This window comes from Actinomadura sp. NBRC 104412 (assembly GCF_030269515.1).
Taxonomy (GTDB): domain Bacteria; phylum Actinomycetota; class Actinomycetes; order Streptosporangiales; family Streptosporangiaceae; genus Spirillospora.
The window spans coordinates 59,325-76,912 of record NZ_BSTM01000021.1; the positions used below are offsets into that span (position 1 = coordinate 59,325).

General features: G+C 71.6%; 11 protein-coding genes. 5 read left to right on the forward strand and 6 right to left on the reverse strand.

The window, feature by feature from the left end; genetic code table 11:
- Positions 1-33 precede the first annotated feature (33 nt).
- Positions 34-2,955, reverse strand: coding sequence for a sialidase family protein (locus QSK21_RS24210; protein WP_285699162.1), 2,922 nt, complete (start codon positions 2,953-2,955; stop codon positions 34-36).
- 213 nt (positions 2,956-3,168) lie between these two features.
- Positions 3,169-4,647 carry a sulfatase family protein gene (locus QSK21_RS24215; RefSeq protein WP_285699164.1) on the reverse strand — a complete coding sequence of 493 codons (1,479 nt, stop codon included), beginning with the start codon at positions 4,645-4,647 and terminating at the stop codon, positions 3,169-3,171.
- A 188-nt stretch (positions 4,648-4,835) separates the two neighbouring features.
- Here QSK21_RS24215 and QSK21_RS24220 point away from each other — a divergent pair, with 188 nt between their 5' ends.
- On the forward strand, positions 4,836-6,221 hold the full coding sequence (locus tag QSK21_RS24220) for a family 43 glycosylhydrolase (RefSeq protein ID WP_285699165.1): 1,386 nt from the start codon (positions 4,836-4,838) through the stop codon (positions 6,219-6,221).
- Here QSK21_RS24220 and QSK21_RS24225 read toward each other — a convergent pair.
- From QSK21_RS24225 to glf, 4 genes are read right to left on the reverse strand one after another with little or no spacing between them, the layout of a single operon-like run.
- A complete protein-coding gene (locus QSK21_RS24225) occupies positions 6,191-7,018 on the reverse strand; it encodes an ABC transporter ATP-binding protein (RefSeq protein WP_285699166.1) in 828 nt (275 codons plus the stop codon). The genes QSK21_RS24220 and QSK21_RS24225 overlap by 31 nt on opposite strands.
- Positions 7,015-7,887 (reverse strand): ABC transporter permease, encoded by an 873-nt coding sequence (locus QSK21_RS24230; protein WP_285699167.1) that lies wholly within the window; start codon positions 7,885-7,887, stop codon positions 7,015-7,017. The genes QSK21_RS24225 and QSK21_RS24230 overlap by 4 nt, the downstream gene beginning before the upstream one ends.
- The gene (locus tag QSK21_RS24235; protein WP_285699168.1) at positions 7,884-10,088 is read right to left on the reverse strand and encodes a glycosyltransferase; all 2,205 of its coding nucleotides are present in this window, start codon (positions 10,086-10,088) and stop codon (positions 7,884-7,886) included. Before QSK21_RS24235 ends, QSK21_RS24230 begins: the two co-directional genes overlap by 4 nt.
- The gene (glf, locus tag QSK21_RS24240; protein WP_285699169.1) at positions 10,085-11,254 is read right to left on the reverse strand and encodes a UDP-galactopyranose mutase; all 1,170 of its coding nucleotides are present in this window, start codon (positions 11,252-11,254) and stop codon (positions 10,085-10,087) included. Before glf ends, QSK21_RS24235 begins: the two co-directional genes overlap by 4 nt.
- 303 nt (positions 11,255-11,557) lie before the next feature.
- Between glf and QSK21_RS24245 the strand changes: the two genes are divergently transcribed.
- From QSK21_RS24245 to QSK21_RS24260, 4 genes are all read left to right on the forward strand, one after another.
- Positions 11,558-12,796 (forward strand): hypothetical protein, encoded by a 1,239-nt coding sequence (locus QSK21_RS24245; RefSeq protein WP_285699170.1) that lies wholly within the window; start codon positions 11,558-11,560, stop codon positions 12,794-12,796.
- Positions 12,793-13,734 (forward strand): glycosyltransferase, encoded by a 942-nt coding sequence (locus QSK21_RS24250; protein ID WP_285699171.1) that lies wholly within the window; start codon positions 12,793-12,795, stop codon positions 13,732-13,734. The genes QSK21_RS24245 and QSK21_RS24250 overlap by 4 nt, the downstream gene beginning before the upstream one ends.
- A gap of 119 nt (positions 13,735-13,853) precedes the next feature.
- Positions 13,854-15,278 carry a glycosyltransferase family 39 protein gene (locus QSK21_RS24255; protein ID WP_285699172.1) on the forward strand — a complete coding sequence of 475 codons (1,425 nt, stop codon included), beginning with the start codon at positions 13,854-13,856 and terminating at the stop codon, positions 15,276-15,278.
- A 168-nt stretch (positions 15,279-15,446) separates the two neighbouring features.
- Entirely contained in the window at positions 15,447-17,582 is a 2,136-nt protein-coding gene (locus QSK21_RS24260; protein ID WP_285699173.1) for a hypothetical protein, read from the forward strand.
- Positions 17,583-17,588 lie beyond the last annotated feature (6 nt).

A 17,588-nucleotide genomic window follows, 5' to 3' on the forward strand; every position in this document is an offset into this window, starting at 1 on the left:
GCGCCGCTGACGAGGGCGCCGGGGTGCCGCAGGTCATTTCGCCGGGCGTCGCCAGAGGACCGGTTCCTGCCCTCGCTGGTCGGAGAGCCTGCCGACGGCCACCAACGCGCCCTGGTGGAACGCCAGGCCGGTGATCTGCTGGTCGCCGCCGCCCGACAGGCCGGTGCCCTCCGCCTTCTGGGCCGTCCAGGTCTGCCCGTCCGGTGAGGACCACGACACCACATCGGAGGTCCCGGGACGTCCGGCCGTTCCGGTCGCGGCGAAGCCGTTGCCGGTCGCGGCCGTGATCGTGGTCATCCCGACGTCGGAGTCGCCGGCCGGTGCCCGCACGCCCGCGGCCTTCCAGGACGCGCCGCCGTCGGCCGAGACATAGGCCAGAGGGACACGGCCCTTGTCGTCGAAGCCGGTTCCGATGGCGACGATGGTGTTGCCCATGGCCTGCACGTCCGACAGCGATCCGTTCCTGACCCCGGAGGGGAGAGGGAGCTTGTGCTGCCTCCAGGTGCGGCCGTTGGGCGAGGTCCAGACGGCGGGCCGGTCCCGTGGTCCCTCGCGCACCGCGACGTCGTCGGCGCCTCCCGCCGCGACGAATCCGGACTGCCCGGCGGTCACGGCCTTCATCCAGTGCGCGCCGCCGTCCGGCGCGATCAGGTCGTTGCGGTCCGCGCCGACGCCGCGCTCCCAGTTCTTCAGGTCGGACGAGTACCAGGTGGCGGCGGCCGACTCGTCGGCGCCGACGATGACGTAGCCGGCCTGCCCCGCGGCGGCGTCCTGGGTGACGAGCTGCTGCCCCGAGGAGGCGGTGAACGCCGGGTTGGCGTCGGAGTCCTCCCAGCGCGTGCCGTCGGTCGAGGTGAGGACCAGCGGATGCGTGCGCTCGCCCTGGTCCATGCCGACCGCGACCCAGCCGCGGCCTCCGGAGGTCACGCCGAGGAGGCTCTGGAGTCCGGGGCGCCTGGCCGTGTGGACGTTGCTCCACGTGTTCCCGTCCGCGGAGCTCCAGACCGTCGCGTCCCCGGCGGCGCTGCCGACGGCCACCAGCCGTCCGGCCCCGGCGCCCAGCCCGGTCACCCGGTGGTCGCGGTCGACCGCCCCCTCGATCTTGGTGAGGTCCACGGGGACCGCGGCTCCCCCGGCGTCGCGGACGGCCAGCATGGCGTCGGGGTCGGGGCCGCTGCCGTCGCCGCCGACCAGGACCGTCTGGCCGCCGGCGGTCGCGGCGCCGGTCAGCGTCAGCCCGGGACCGAGCGGGACGGTGCCCGCCGGGGTCCAGGCGAGGCCGTCGGCGCTGCGTGCCAGCGTGATGTTCCCGGCTCCGCGCACGACGGCGGTGTACCCCTGGTCGCTCGCCGTCACCTGGAACAGCCCTTGGTATCCGGGGGTCTCGATCCTGCCCGCCTGACTCCACGCACCGCCGTCCGCCGAGATGAAGACCTGCCCGCGGACCGTCGAGCCGCTCCGGACGTCGCGGACGGCGACGAGCCCGCGCTCACCCGCGCCGATGGACAGGCCCACCGTCCCCTTGGGCGCCGGAATCCTGGCGCTCTGCCAGGTGGTGCCGCCGTCCTTGCTGACCCAGGCGAGCCTCACCTGCTTGCGGCCGTCCTGGTGGAGGCCCATGGCGATCAGCATGGGACCGCTGGACGCCACGTCGACCATGGTGAGGGTGCCCTTGTTCACCTTCAGCCCGAGGCCGTCGCCGTGGCGCAGCTCCCAGCGTTTGCCGTCGGGGGAGACCCACAGCGCGGCCTTGGCGTCGCTGAAGTCGCCCTTCTCCGAGGTCGCGCCGACCGCGACGAAGCCGTTGCCGGTCCCGATCAGCCGGCTGACCCGGGCCCGGTCGGCGAAGGGGGCGCCGAGCTCGTCCGCCTCACGCCGCCAGGTCCTGCCGTCGGCGCTGCTCCAGATGGCCGGGCCGCCCGGGCGGTCGCCGATCGCGATCCAGCCGGCCGCGGAGGCGGCCACCAGCCGCGGGACCTCGGCGGGACCGGGATCCTGGCCTTCGGCGTTCTCGACCCGGGCGGAGGTGAACGTACGCCCGCCGTCGGTCGAGACCAGGAACTGCCCGCGGATGTCGAGCGGGTCGGACTCGCCGCCGACCGCGACGACCGTGGTCCCGCCGGCCGCGACGGCGTTGAGCACCTGGGCGCGCCCATCGGTGGCCGCGCCGGGCGCCGCCGGGAAGATCGCCCCGGCCAGCCGGGCGCCTCCGGACGCGGTGGTCGACTCGCTGTTCCGGCCGAGCAGGTACACGCCGCCCGCGGCGACGAGCGCGACCGCGGCGGCTCCCGCGACGGCCGCGATCAGCAGGGCGGGGCGGAACCGGCGGGTCCGTTTCGGCTGCTGGACCCGCCACGGCTCCTGGATCTGCGGGGGTGGTATGGCCTGCCGGGGCGGTATGGAGGGTCCCGGCGGCGCCGTCTCACCCACCGGTGGCATGGGCGGCGGTGGGGTGGGGGGCGGCTCCTGGACGCCCGGTGCGGACGAGCCGAAGACCGCCTGTGGGTCGAAAGGCGGAAGAGCGGCGGCCGGGTCCTCCCACGGCAGCGGCGTGGGGGCGGGCGGTCCAGGGGTGAACGGCGGTGGCGGCGGGGCCGGACGCGGGGAGGGCAGGGGTTCCGCCACCGTCTTGTCCGCGAAGGTGGCGTCCGCGTCGGAAGCCGCCTCGGGAGCCTCCGGGGTGTCCGTCGGCTCCGCGATGGTCTCATCGGCCCTTGGAGCCGGCTGGACGTGGGGGAGCGGCGGCGGCGCACTGGGCGCCGGAATCGCCCGGGTGTTCTCCTCCTGCTTCGGGTCGGCCGGTTCGGAGGGGGTCGGCGGCAGAAGCTCGCCGTCGTTCGGTGGAAGGCCCGCATCCGGCGACCCGGAGAGCCAGTGTGGCGGGGGCAGCGCGCTGGCGGGGTCGGCCGGCCAGGCGTTGTCAGGCTCGTCGTCGGGAGTCTTGGGAGGGGTCAAGCCAATCTCCGTAGCGATGGGATGCGTCGGCACCGAGGAGGCGGGGCTTTCCAGGATCATACTGGCGCCGATGGCACGGATGCCGTTGGCGATAACGATCCTCGCAAATCGCCCATATCGGCCACGCTGCCGGAGATCGAGCCGTACCCGAGCCGTTCTCGAACCGTTCCCGAGCTGTTCCCGAGCCGTGCCGGCGGGCCGCCCACAGGACGGTCAGGAGACGCCGTCGGCCGCACGGCAGGAGTCGCCGGCGCATCGCTCCAGCGACTGGAGCAGGCGGCTCAGCTCCACCTGCCGTGGCCCGGCCGGCGAGGTGGCGGCGTTGTCGAGCTGGTGCGGGTCCAGCCGCATGTCGTAGTACTCGCGGTCGCCGTAGCCGTACTCCACGTACAGTTCCTCGCCGGTGCGGACGGCGCGGTAGCTCGGCGGGTTCTCCCCCCTCCGTTCGGGCCGGTCGGGGTCGCCCGGGCCGGTCACCGGGCCCGCGTGCTGGATGAGGACCGCGCCGCGCCAGGACTTCACCTGCCTGCCCAGGATGAACGGCGCGAGGGAACGCCCGTCGTGCTGGGGCGGGACCGGCACCCGGGCCAGTTCGAGGAACGTGGCGTACACGTCGGTGTTCTGCGCGAGCCGGTCCACCGTCCTTCCGGCGGGCACGCCGGGTCCGGCGACGATGAACGGCACCCTGATGTCGGTGTCGTAGGCGGTCATCTTCCCCCCGACCAGCCGGTGCTCGCCCATGTGCAGCGCGTTGTCGGAGCTGAAGACGATGTAGGTGTCGCGGTCGACCTTGTTGGCCGCCAGCGCCTGCTGGATCTGCCCGATCATCTCGTCCACCGCCTGGACGGACTGCGCCCGGTTACGGAAGCGGCCGTCGATGAGGTTCTTGTCGTGCTGGGAAAGCGGCGGGACGCGACGCAGCCACCGGGGTTTGTCGGAGACGTCCTGTTCGTCGAAGCCGGGCCCGCGGGGCGCCTTGAGACCGGCGAAGGTCTGCGCGTGCCGCGGCGCGGGGACGAACGGCGGATGCGGGGTGAAGGTGCTGAGCTGGAGCATGAACGGCCGTCCGGCCTGCGCCGATCGGTTGATGAAGTCGACGCCCTTCCGGGCGATCACGTCGTTGAGGTAGTCCTGCGGGGTGTTCCCATAGCGGACGACGCGGCCGTTCTCGTTGAGCACGTAGCCGTACTGGTCATAGCCGAGGTCGGTCACGTACCACTCGGACCATCCGGGCGGGACGCCGCCGCTCTCGGGCGGGTAGCCGTTCAGGTACTTGCCGATCATGGCGGTGCGGTATCCCGCCCTCTCCAGGCTCACCGCGTACGTCGCCGACTCGTTGCCGCGTCCCTTGAACGCCTGGTAGCCGCCCGACGGCGGGACGTTTCTGAGGACCCCGGTGTTGTGCGGAAGTTTGCCGGTGAGGATCGTCGCGCGGGACGGGCAGCAGGCCGAGTCGGTGACGAAGAACTTGGAGAAGTCCACGCCCCTTCCGCGCAGTCGCTGGAGGCGCGGCATGAACTGGATCAGGTTCGGCGCCAGGTCGTCGGTGAGCACGAAGACGATGTTGGGATGGGCCGCCCTCGTGGGCTCGGGCGCCGTCACGGGGGCCTCCGGCCCCCATGAGCAGGCGGCGAGCAGCGCCACGATGGACAGCAGCGCCGCCACGCGCGGGCGCGCACGGGAGCAGGCCATCGATTCCTCTCTCAGCTCCGGGCGCTCCTGGGCCTTGGCTGATGATCAGGGTATTTTCTCCCCATGCGTTACCTCGTGGGCATTCCTTGGGGTCCCGGAGGAGGCTACAACAACGCCGATCGCGCCGGGCGTTCGGCCGCGGCGGCCGGCGGGTGCCCGGCCGGGCACCGCGCCGCGGGCACCGTTCCGTGCCGGCCTCACGGGTGAGGGTCGGCGCCACAGCGCCCGTTTCCGCCCTGCTCGCCCTCGCGGTCCTCGGCGTGCTGTGCGGCTTCGGAACGCCGGGAGGCACAGGCGTCCCGAACGAGGACGAGGGGGCCGCCCCGGCCGCCGCCACGGCTTCTCCTCCCGCCTCCGCTCCCGTCGTGCCGGTGCCGCGCTCGCCGCGCGAGCCGGTCATCACCTCCAACTTCCCCGATCCCGTCGTCATCCGGCACGGCGACGGCTACTACGCCTACGCGACCAACGATCGCGGAGTGCGGCTGCCCATGGCCGCGGCGCGGAGCCCCGGCGGACCGTGGCGGCGCGTGGACTCCGACGGCCTGCCGTCCCTGGGACCCTGGGCGGCGGACGGCCGGACCTGGGCGCCCGAGGTCACGCCCGGGCCGGGTGGGATCCTCCTGCTGTACTACACGGCCCAGCACAGGGACTCCGGGCGGCAGTGCATCGGTGTCGCGACCTCGGCCGCCCCGCTCGGGCCGTTCCGCCCGGTCGGCGATGACCCTCTGGTCTGCCCGGCCGCGCGGGCGGACGCGATCGACGCGGATGCGTTCACCGACTCCGACGGGAACCGCTACCTGCTCTACAAGAGCGACGGTCATGGCAGCGGGCACCCGGCGGCCATCTACCTGCAACTTCTGTCCGCCGACGGGTTGCGCACGGCGGGGGCACCGCGCCGCATCCTCGTCCGCGACCCCCGCGTCGACCCGACGCTGGTCGAAGCGCCCGCCCTGGTCAAGCGGGGAGCCCGCTATGTCCTCTTCTACTCGGCCGGGGTGTTCTTCGACTCCTCGTACCGAACCGGATACGCGACGGCGGACAGGATCACGGGACCGTACACGCGGGGTCCCGCTCCCCTCATGAGCACCGAAGGCTACGACGGGAACCTCATCGGCCCCGGCGGGGCGGACGTCTTCAGCGATGGGAGCGGTGACCACATCGCTTTTCACGGGATCGTGGAGTTCCACGGCGGTGAGCGGGTGACCCGGGCCATGTACGTCGCGCGCCTGGCCTGGGCCGGTGACAGGCCGGTGGTGGACGGCAGCCCCGTCCGGTACGAGGCCGGGCGCGCGAGGCGGTACGGGGCGGCCGTCGAGTTCGATGTCTTCGCGGTGGCCGCCGGTGAGCATCGGATCCGCATCGGCTACGCCCGGCGCGCGGGCGGGGCCGTACGGCATGAGGTCGCCGTCAACGGGACTCGGGCGGCGGAGGTGACCTCCCCGGCGGACACAGGGAAGGAAGGCGTGGCGGAGGTGAGGACCCGGCTTCGGACCGGGTGGAACACCGTGCGCCTGCGTCCGCTCGCGGGCTCCGCGCGGATCGCCTATGTCGAGGTGGTGGGCTGGGTCGGCTGAGCGGCGAGCGGTGACCCCGATGTGCGGAGCCGACGGTTCCTGCGTTGCTCCAGAAGCAGGTCCGCGGCCTGCTCCATCGGCCCGTCGAAGACGACGCGGCCCTCGCTGAGGACGATGCCGCGCCGGCACAGATCCCGCAGCAGCGGAAGGTCGTGCGCGACGATGACCATGGTGAGGCCCCCGTGCCGCAGTTCCATCAGCTTCTGGCGGCACTTGCGGCGGAACAGCGGGTCGCCGACCGCCATCACCTCGTCGATGAGGAAGACGTCGGGCTCGGTGTGCACGGCGATGGAGAAGCCCAGCCGCATGAACATGCCCGCGGAGTAGAACTTCACGGGCGTGTCGAGGAACGCCTCGGTTTCGGCGAAGTCGACGATCGCGTCGAACTTGCGCTCGATCTCCTCCTTGCCCATCCCCAGGATGGCCCCGTTGAGGTAGACGTTCTCGCGTCCGGTCAGCTCGGGATGGAGACCGGCGCCCACGTCGATCAGCCCGGCGACGCGGCCGCGCACCCGTACCCGGCCGCTGTCGGGCGTCATCACCCCGGAGATCAGTTTCAGCAGGGTGCTCTTCCCCGAGCCGTTCAGCCCCAGCAGCGCGACCGTCGAGCCGGTGTCGACGGTCAGGTCGACCCCGTCGACGGCGTTGAAGGTGTCCGAGAGCGGCCGGCGGCGCAGCGCGCGGATGCTGATCTCGCGGATGGAGCGGGCGTGCCGTAGCGTGAAGCGCTTGGTCGCCGCCTCGATCACGATCGAGTGCGCGGCGTGCGGCGAGGATGGCGGTTCGGTGGTTGTCACAGTTCCTCGGCGAATCGCGTCTGCTTGCGGTCGAAGACCCGGGCGGCCACGGCGAGCAGCGCGCCCGCGAGGACCAGGGCGATCAGCCCGTCACGGACCATGCCGGGTGGGAACTCGAAGTCGCCGGCCGTTCCCGGCGACCAGAAGCACCGCTGGAACAGCGAGACGGCGATGGCCAGCGGGTTGGCCAGGTAGAGCTCCAGGGCCCAGCCGGGCAGGGTGTCGCGCACCAGGGTCCAGGGATAGATCATCGGGACCGACCAGGTGAAGACGATCCCCAGGACGTCCACGACCTGCTCGAAGTCGCGGTAGAAGACGTTGTAGGCGGAGCACAGCAGCCCGAGGGCCATGCCGAGGACGGCGACGATGGCGAAACCGAGCAGCGCCGCGCCGAGGGCGGCGGGCGACGGGTGCCAGCCCGAGATCACCGCTCCGCACGACAGGATCACCAGGCCGGGGACGAAATGGACGGCCGAGACCAGGGCCGAGGCGACCGGGAACAGCTCCCGCGGCAGATAGATCTTCCGGATCAGTGGCGCGTTGCCCCGGACCGCGCGGGTCGCGGCGTGCAGCGTGTCGGTGAAGAAGTTGATCAGCACCATGCCGGAGAACAGGAAGACGGCGAAGTCCTCGATGCTCTCGTTCATCCGCAGGAAGACGCCGACGGCGAGGAAGTACACCGTGAAACCGACCGCGGGCCTGACGTACGACCAGCCGAGGCCCAGCAGGGATCCCTGGTAGCGGGCCCGTAGCTCCCGGCGCACCAGCAGGCGCAGCAGGTAGCGCTGGCGGGCGAGGCCGACCGCTCCTCCGCCCCGGCCTGGATCCCTCAGCCCGGGCGGGGCGGGCGGTGCGGTCCCCGCCGTCATTCCGGGCCCGCCCCCGTGTCCGTGGCCGTGTCCGTGGCCGTCTCCGTGGTCGTCCTCGTGGTCGTCTCGGTCGGTTCGGTCGGCGCCTCGGCCTCCGCGAAGGTCTTCGCCCACCGTTCGGGGGCGGTGATCTCCGGAAGCGCCCGCCGGTAGTCGCGGGCCAGCCGGTTCCATTCCATGTAGAGCCGGGCGTGCAGGGCGCTGTTGCGCCGCATCAGCTCGCGGAACGCCTTGGGGTCGCGCCGGTACCACGAGGTCTTGGTGCCGTCGGCCGACGACACCAGGGCGCTGTCGAACCGCGACAGCACCCACCAGCGCTGGGTGGCGTGCGGCACGATCGTCTGCGGGTGCTTCAGCGCGAAGTCATCGACGGGGCGGAGCTGTTTGAGGCCGGCGACCAGCGCCTTCCTGACGGTGTCGGTCCTGCCGGCGGGCGGAGCGGTGCCCTCGATCCCCTTGCGAGGCGGCCTGCGCCGGCGGACCTGCGGGAACTCCTCGATGTCGGAGCGCTGCCTGGCGTCGGTGAACCCGGCCCTGACCTGGTGCAGCGCCCGGACCTTGGTGCCGATGGACGCGTGCAGGCTCTCCGGGCCGAGGAACACGTCCTCGATCCCGCGCAGCATCAGCTCGGCGGTGGAGTACTGCATCGCCATGGCGTGCTTGGTCACCATGATGAAGCTCTCTTTGATCATGTTGCCCGCGTGACCGTACGGGGAGTGCAGCAGCGCGCTGATGATCCGGTTGCGCTCCTGGAAGTAGGACTGCCAGTCGAGGTCGTTGTCCTTGTCCCGCCACGGAACGTGCCAGACGGCCGCGCCCGGCAGCGGGACGGTGGGGATCCCGGCGGCCTTGGCCCGGACGCCGTACTCGATGTCGTCCCACTTGATGAAGACCGGCAGCGAGAGCCCGATCCGGCGCAGCACGTCCACCGGGATCAGGCACATCCACCAGCCGTTGAAGTCGGCGTCGGCGCGCTGATGCAGCCACGGGGTCGTCCGCAGCGTCGACTGGGCGAGGTTGTGCCAGTACTCGGTGCCCGGCGCGGGCACCATCCACCAGCGGTAGGGGGCGATCCTCTCGGCGTAGGCGTGCAGGACCGGACGGTCGAAGAGGTCGAACATGTGCCCGCCGACGATGGTGGGCTTGCGGGCGTGGTCGCCGAACGCCACCGCGCGCAGGACGCTCTCCGGCTCGGCGATGACGTCGTCGTCCAGCAGCAGCACGTAGTCGGAACGCCCACCGGCGAGCGTCTCGGCCATGGCGCGGGAGAAGCCGCCCGAACCGCCGAGGTTGGCCTGGTGGATGACGCGCAGCCGGGGACCGAGCAGCGCCGCCGTCACCGGGAAGCCCTCGGCGTCCTCGACCTTGTCGGTGCCCTGGTCGACGACCAGGATCTCGTCGACGACGTCGAGCACGTCCGGCGCGCCGGCCAGCATGGCGAGCTGCTCGTGGCAGAACGCGGGCCGGTTGAAGGAGGTGATGCCGATCGTGGCGTGTCCCTGCGGGCGGCCGCTGTCGGCGACCCACTCGGCCTGTTCCAGGTTGGCGGCACGCCCTCCGGCCAGGATGTCGAACCAGTACCAGCCGCCGTCGATGAACGGCATCAGGCTCAGCCGGAACTCGTGGTCGACCGGCCCGGCCGAGGCCACGTCGATGGAGTCGACCCGCTGGACGTGCCCCTTGGACGTCGACCGGTAGACGATGACGGTGGCCTGACCCCGTACGGTGAGCCGCAACCGGACCTCGTCCAGGACGCTCCACCGCCGCCAGTGCCCGGCGGGGAAGGCGTTGAAGTAGGTGCAGAAGGACACCCGTGCTCCCGGCGGAACCCGGATGCCGCGGCGGCCGGTGATCTCCGCGCTGTCGGCGGCCGATGGCCGGAGGCCGTCCTCCACGTCCTCCGGCGCCTCGGCGGCGGGCCTCGGCGCGGTCGTGCCCGTGCCACCGCCCGTGGCGCCGCCCGTGCCACCGTTCGTGCCGCCGTTCGTGGCGGCTGCCTCCGCCTCGTCCACGACGGCGGGCCGTCCGTGGATGACGTTGCCCTCGACGTAGAGCTTGAGCACGTCGGGGTCCCGGTCGACCGGCATGATGACGCGGTGCAGCACGCGGGGCTTGGACACAGGGCCCGGCCCGGCGCCGTCGGGCCGGACGGCCTTCTCGGCACCGCCATCCGACGCGGTGCCCGTGGTGAGCGCCGTCATGAGTCCACTCCTCCGCTGACGAGCCGCTCGCCCTCGGCGAAATGAGGGCGCAGCCGGTTGTCCACCAGGCTCAGGGCGCTGGCGATGGCCATGTGCATGTCGAGGTACCGGTAGGTGCCGAGCCGGCCACCGAACAGGACGCCGTTCTCGCCGCGGGCCAGCTCCCGGTATTTCAGCAGCCGTCGCCGATCCTCGGGGGTGTTGATGGGATAGTACGGTTCGTCGTTCCGTCCGGCGAAGCGGGAGTACTCGCGCATGATGACGGTCCTGTCGTCCGGGTAGTGCTCCCGCTCGGGGTGGAAGTGCCGGAACTCGTGGATGCGGGTGTACGGGACGTCCTCGTCGGCGTAGTTCATGACCGCCGTCCCCTGGAAGTCGCCGGTCGGCTTGACCTCCAGGTCGAAGTCGAGCGTCCGCCAGCCGAGCGCGCCCTCGGCGAAGTCGAAGTAACGGTCCAGCGGGCCGGTGTAGACGACCGGAACCCGCCCGGCCAGGTCGGCGCGCAGGTCGAAGAAGTCGGTGCCGAGCCGGACCTCGATGTTCGGGTGATCGGCCATCCGTTCCAGCCAGGCCGTGTAGCCGTCGACCGGAAGCCCCTCGTGGACGTCGTCGAAGTACCGGTTGTCGAAGGTGTAGCGCACCGGCAGCCGGGTGATGATCTCCGGGGGCAGCTCCCTGGGGTCGGTCTGCCACTGCTTCGCCGTGTAGCCGCGGACGAACGCCTCGTACAGCGGCCGCCCGATGAGGGAGATCGCCTTCTCCTCCAGGTTGCGGGGGTCGGTCACCTCGGCCGACTGTTCGGCGATCAGGGCGCGCGCCTGGTCGGGTGTGCAGACCCGGCCGAAGAACTCGCAGATCGTCCCCAGGTTGATCGGCAGCGGGTAGACCCGGTTCTTGAAGGTCGTGTACACGCGATGCCGGTAGTCGGTGAACTTGGTGAAGCGGTTCGCGTACCGCCAGACCCGCTCGTTGGAGGTGTGGAAGAGGTGCGCGCCGTAACGGTGCACCTCGATGCCCGTCTGCGGCTCATCCTCGCTGTAGGCGTTGCCTCCGATGTGGTCGCGCCGTTCCAGGACCAGAACGCGCAGCCCCAGGCCGGCGGCGCAGCGTTCGGCGACCGTCAGCCCGAAGAAGCCGGACCCGACCACTACAAGATCAACATTCATGCGTTCCTTCCGGGGCCGTCCAGGCAACGCGACGGGAGCTCGGTAGTGGTAGCGGGGGCGCCGCTAAGATACCGAGCAGTTGGTGTGCACGCACCCGCGATATGGCGGCTACGCTCCCCGCGCTCGAAGCCTTCGGTGTCATACATGTCGCTGGTGTGTCCGTGTCCCTTTGGAGCTGTCGTGGTGCGGAGCAGGCGGCGGGCTGGCGGGCGCAAGGGCAGGCCCGTGGTGTACCTGCATATAGGGACGCCTAAGAGCGGCACTACGTACCTGCAGAACACGATGTGGCTGAATCGTGATGTATTGCGATCGGCGGGTCTGCTGTATCCGGGTGAGACCCGCAGGGCGCACTTTCTTGCCGCGATCGGGCAGCAGCGCATCGACTTTCGCGGTCATCACGACCCCGAGTCCGAGGACGCATGGGAATCCCTGGTCGAGGAGGCCAGAGATTGGACCGGCACGGTCGTGATATCCCATGAGGTCTTCTGCGCCGCCCCCAAGGAAAGGGCTCGTGCGGCGCTGGCCGATCTGGACTTCGCCGAGGTTCATCTGATCCTCACCGTGCGGGACATCGCGCGGCAGATCCCGGCCGCCTGGCAGGAGGATCTGAAGAACCGCTACAGCATGGGGCTGACCGAATACGTCGACGCGGTGCGCGACCGCGCCGACGTGGAGCAGGCCACCGGCTTTTGGCGGATGCAGGGCGCAGGGGGCATCCTGCGCCGCTGGGCGGCGGATCTGCCGCCCGAATGTGTGCATCTCGTGACGGTGCCGCCGCCGGGGTCGCCGCCCGACGTGCTGTGGGAGCGCTTCGCGAGCGTCATCGGAGTCGACCCGGACCTGTGCGACCGCACGTCCGTGCGGGCCAACCCGAGTCTGGGCACCGTCGAGGCCGCGTTGCTGCGGCGGTTCAACGAGCACCTGAAGAGCCGCGACATCGACTGGCCCACGTACGAGTCCTTCGTCAAGTTCCATCTCGCCGAGCGCGGGCTGGCGGGCAGATCCGGCAAGCAGGCGATCCTGCTGCCGGCGTCCGAGTACGCGTGGGCCTCGGCATGGTCGCGGGAACTGGTCCGGGAACTCGCCGAACGGCGTTATGCGGTCGTGGGCGACCTGGCCGAGCTGATCCCCGGCGAGCCGGGGACGATGTGTCCCCACCCTGGTGACGTCGGGGCCGACGCGATGTTGGAGGCGTCGTTCGACGGGATCGCCTCTGTGCTCGACGAACTGGCGGAGCGGACCGCGATGAACAGCGAGCTCCGTGAGGAACTGGAGCAGACGCACAAGGCGTTGGCCGCCGCCTACGAGCGTCCTCTGTGGCGGCAGGTGCTGCACCGCGTCGCCCGCTGGGTGCCGCCGCTCCGTCCCGTACTCCGGCTGGCGGCCCGGCTGCGCGAGGGGAGACCGTCGCGCGAGCCCGGCCAGGCCGTGGACGCCGAGCACGACGAGGCCGCGTACGTCGCCGAGGCCGTCCACCGCGCCGAGGCCGCCGAGCGCGCCAAGGCAACCGAGCGCGCCGAGGCCGGCCGGGGAACGCGGTGACGGGGCCGCCGCGACCGCGAGTCGTCGCGGCGCTGGTCACCCACCAACGCCGCGACCTGTTGTCCGAGGCGCTGACCGCCCTGGCCGAGCAGTCCCGGCCGCCGGACGCGACCATCGTGGTGGACAACGCCTCGACGGACGGGACGGCGCTCATGGTCCGGGAGGCGTTCCCCGCCGTTGAGCTTGTCCGGCTGGAGCGCAACACAGGCGGGGCCGGCGGCTTCGCCGTGGCCCTCTCCCGCGCCCTCGAACTGGACGCCGACCTCGTGTGGTTGATGGACGACGACACCGTGCCCCGTTCCTCGGCCCTGGAGGCGTTGCTGGAGGCGCGGGAGCGGGCGACGCCCTCACCGGCGCTGGTGGCCAGCCGGGTGGTCTGGACCGACGGCCGCGCCCACCCCATGAACACCCCCAGGACCAAGCCGAGGGCACGCAGGTGGGAGCGCGAGGCGGCCGAGTCGGCGGGCTGCGAGCCCATCCGCTCCGCCTCGTTCGTCTCCGTGCTGGTCGACGCCGACGCCGCGCGCCGGTGCGGACCGCCGGTCGCCGACTACTTCCTCTGGAACGACGACTTCGAGTTCACGACGCGGCTGCTGCGCGGCGGGCTGGGGCTGCTGTGCCCGCGTAGCGAGGTCGTCCACAAGACGGGGACGTTCGGGTCGACGGACGCCGACCCGGGCGACCGGTTCTTCTACGAGGTGCGCAACAAGGTCTGGCTGTTCACGCGCAGCCGCGGGCTGGCCCCCGGCGAGCGAGTCCTGTACGCGCTCTCCACTGTGCGGCGCTGGGGCCGGACCTTCCTGCGTTCCTCTGACCGGGCGACCCTTCGGCGGTGCCTGGTTCGCGGGTTGGCGAGCGGGTTGAAAGCCGGTCCCCGTCCCAACAGCCGTGTTCTCGGCGACCTCACCACCAGTGCTCAGGGACGGGGCGGACCGTGACGGACACACGAGCGGCGACGGAGGCCACGCCCGAACAGCCCGGCCAGCCCGAACAGCCCAGGCAACCGGCGCCCGCGGACCGGCGTCGTTGGGCGCCGTCCGCAACATGGGCGCCCGCCGTGTCCGCCTGCGTCGCGCTGGCCGTGTCTCTGCTCGGCATCACGGGAGCCTCGTTCTGGGTGGACGAGGCCGCCACCATCAGCGCCGCCGAACGGTCCTGGCCCGACCTGCTGCGCTATCTGGACGGGCAGGACATCGTCCACGGCTTCTACTACCTGATCATGCATTTCGTGATCGCGGCGCTGGGCACCGGCGAGTTCGCCATGCGGCTGCCCACCGCGTTGGCCACCATGGTGGCGGCGGCACTGGTCGCCATGCTGGGGCGGCGTTGCGGTGGTCCGCTCACCGGCTGGCTCGCCGGGCTCTTCTACGCCACCGGCGTGACGGTGACCCAGTACGCGCAGGAGGCCCGTCCCTACGCGTTCGCGGGGCTCACCGCGGTGGCGGCCACCTACGCCTTCGCCCGGGTCATCGAGGCACGCAGCCTGCGATGGCCGATCGCATACGCGCTGTCGATGATCCTGCTCGGGCTGTTCAATGTCTTCGGGTTGCTTCTGATACCCGCACACGCCGTGACCCTGTTCCTTCTGTGGTCGTCTCCGGGTCGGCGTGGCGCGGTACTGAGGTGGCTGTGCTCAACCGTGGCGGCGTGCGCGGCCTTGGCCCCGTTCGTGTTCCTCGCCGTCAGTCAGAGGGAGCAGGTGGCGTGGCTGCCGCCGGTGAACGACGACATGCTCCGCAACACGGCGGCCTTCCTGGCAGGGGATCACCAGCTCATCCTCATCATGGCGGTCATCGTGGGCCTCGGGGCCATGGTGCCGCGGGTTCCGGACGTACCGGCGCCCCTGCGCGATCTCGCCGTGCCGTGGGCGGTGCTGCCGGTGGTCGTGCTGCTCGCGGCGTCGGTGCTCGACCCGATCTTCCATCCCCGCTACCTGTTCTTCTCCGTACCCGCGGTGGCGCTGCTGGCCGGCGCGGGGCTGGCCTGGCTGGCAGGGCAGGGAACGCGGTTCCTCGTCGCGGCGCTCGTGCCGCTCGCCGTCCTGACCCTGCCCGAACAGGTCGAGCTGCGCGAGCAGGACAGCAAGTCCGACGATCTGCGGGCGATCGCCCAGGTGCTGACCGCGCATGCGCGGCCGGGCGATGGCATCCTCTATCTCGACCAGGTGTCCCGCTGGGACGCGGAAGCCTATCCGGACGCCTACCGAGGGCTCGTGGACGTCACTATGCGCGAGACCCCCGTCCAGGCGAGGAACCTGATCGGCACCCCGTTGCCGGCCGCGGCGGACATCGCCGACCGCCTGCGCCGCACCCGGCGGGTGTGGGTGATCGACCGTGAGCTGGTCAATTCACCGGACGAGGAGGTACGGGTACGGCGCGCGGCCCTGAACTCCACAGGCCCCTATGCTCGGCGGGGGGAATGGCACTACAAAGCGGGCACCATCAGGCTGCTCGAACGAACGTCCGGTGTAGGCCGGAGGTGACCCTGGTGCCCGATATAGGGCTCAATGGCGGGCGTTGGGGGCACTGTTCGGTTGAACGAGGCGCGTAAATGACGGATCCTCTTTACTCTGTGCGGTGTAGGAAACCAACCCAACCCCAGGCGTTCCTCACCCTCCCGTAACACCCAGGGGTCTCGCGACGTGACCGACATGGCGAGTGGTTCCGCGACGGCGCGGTTTGTCCAGGCAGATCGTGTCTACGTCGGCTGGCGCTACGCGCAGGTGCATGCGGATCCCGGTCCGCCGCCGGAGCGGCCGGAGCCGCCGGGGCCCGCGCCGGCGCCGCGCCTGGAACGGCGGCCCGGCGAGTACCTCGCGGGGCGTCCGCTGAGGGTCGCGGCGGCCGGTGGCACCGCAGGGGGGATGCTCTTCCTGCTGTGCGGGCTGCTGGGCGTGATGCCGTGGGTGTTCGTGGCGGTCGCCATGGCGGCGTGTGCGGCGGTGCTGGGCATCACCGGGTACGCGTGGTGGCAGGACGAGCGGGCCATCCGTGAGCGGCTCATGCAGGAGCGGCTGCGGAGTGAGCGGGAGCGGGCCGCGTGGCAGCGGGAACGCGACGCAGCCGAGTCGCGGTACCGCGAGGCGTACCGGGAGTGGGAGGAGCGGCAGCGCGCGTACGCGGGGCAGCGTGAGTGGTATCCGGTCGCGGTGCCGCCGGACGTGGATCGTGTGGACGTGGTGGGCGGCACGCTGGCGGGGTGGTCCGCGGCCATCACGACGATGGGTGCGGCACGGCTCGCGGTGGGCGCCCGGCTGACCGTGATCGACCTGTCCGAGGGCGCGGTGGCGCATGACCTGCTGCGGCTGGCGGCGGCACGGGGTGATGACCCGCTGGTATGGGTGCTGCCCGCCGACCTGCCCCGGCTCGACCTGACGCGGGGGCTTGGCAACGAAGCCTTGGCGGACGTGCTGTCGCTGGTGGTGAGCGCAGGCGAGCAGGAGAACGGCACAAGGGACCTGTCGTTCGACAACGCCATCCTTGAACGCATCATCGGAGTGCTGGGCGAGGACGCGACCATCCCCCGCATCACCGCGGCGTTGCGGGTGCTCGCCCAGGTGGGTGACCCGCGCGACGACTTGCGCAAGGGCCTGCTCACTGATTCTCAACTGGAGCAGATCGCCACGCTGTACGGGCGGGACGCGACCGACCGGATCGTGGTGCGGCGGGCTTGGGCGCTGGAGGCACAGCTTCGCAAGCTGGAGAAGCTGGCGGGGGAGCCGGTGCGGTTGCCGCCGTCCCGGCTGCACGTGGTGTCCATGGACCGCCGTGCGGGGGTGCTCACCAACCGGGTGCTCGGCACGTACGTCGCGACGGCTCTGACGCACCGGATCCGCGAGGCGCCGCCCGGGGGACGGTGGGAGCACACCTTGTTCCTGTGCGGCGCTGAGAAGCTGCGTGGGGACGTTCTGGACCGTCTCATCGACGCCTGCGAGGCCACGGGGACGGGCCTGGTGCTGATGTACCGGTCGATTCCGCAGCACGTGCGGGAGCGGCTGGGGCGCAGGGGCCACGCGGCGGTCGGGTTCATGCGGCTGGGCAACCCCGAGGACGCCCGGATCGCCGCCGACCACATCGGCGCCGACCAGCCGCTGCTGGTCGCCGAGATCACCGACGCGGCGGGCGCGGCCCTGGGCGACGTGACCGGCGAGGGGTACGCGAGCACGGTCGCGTACGCGCGGGCGCGCGGCAACGAGCTGACCGACCCGGTGTGGTCGCCGCTGCCCGCCCCGGCCGCCGACGACTCGGCGCTGGTCGAGGGCATCAGTTCCGCCACCGCCTGGGGGCGGAGCCTGGCCGCGACCGAGGGACGCCGCCGCGACGAGGGAGGCGAGCCGAAGCAGCGCTACCGGGAGCTGCTGATCGAGCCGCCGCAGCTACAGGAGCTGCCCACCACCGCGATGGTGTTCACGCACGCGGGCGCGGCCGGGCGCCGCATCCTTCTGGTGGACGCCAACCCGGGCATCATCACCCTGCCGACCGCGCACTCCATGGAGTTCGAGGAGTACCTGCGCGAGCAGAAAGAACAGGAACAGCAGAAGGAGCAGGTGTCCGAGGAGGAGAGCGGCGAGTCGGATAAGAGCGAACCTTTCGCCGCTCCCACGCCTGACACGGATACCGGTGACGACGCTGCTCCGCCCCTGGGCCAGCGCGGGTTCCCTTGGGCGTCCCGGGCCAGGCATGCCCTGCCCAGGGGAGCGGCGCCGCGTGGCGCGAGTGTGCGTGGGGCGCGCATCGTCCCGCCGATGAAGCCCAATGGCAGGCATAAGGCCGACCCGCCCTCGTAGGCTCGC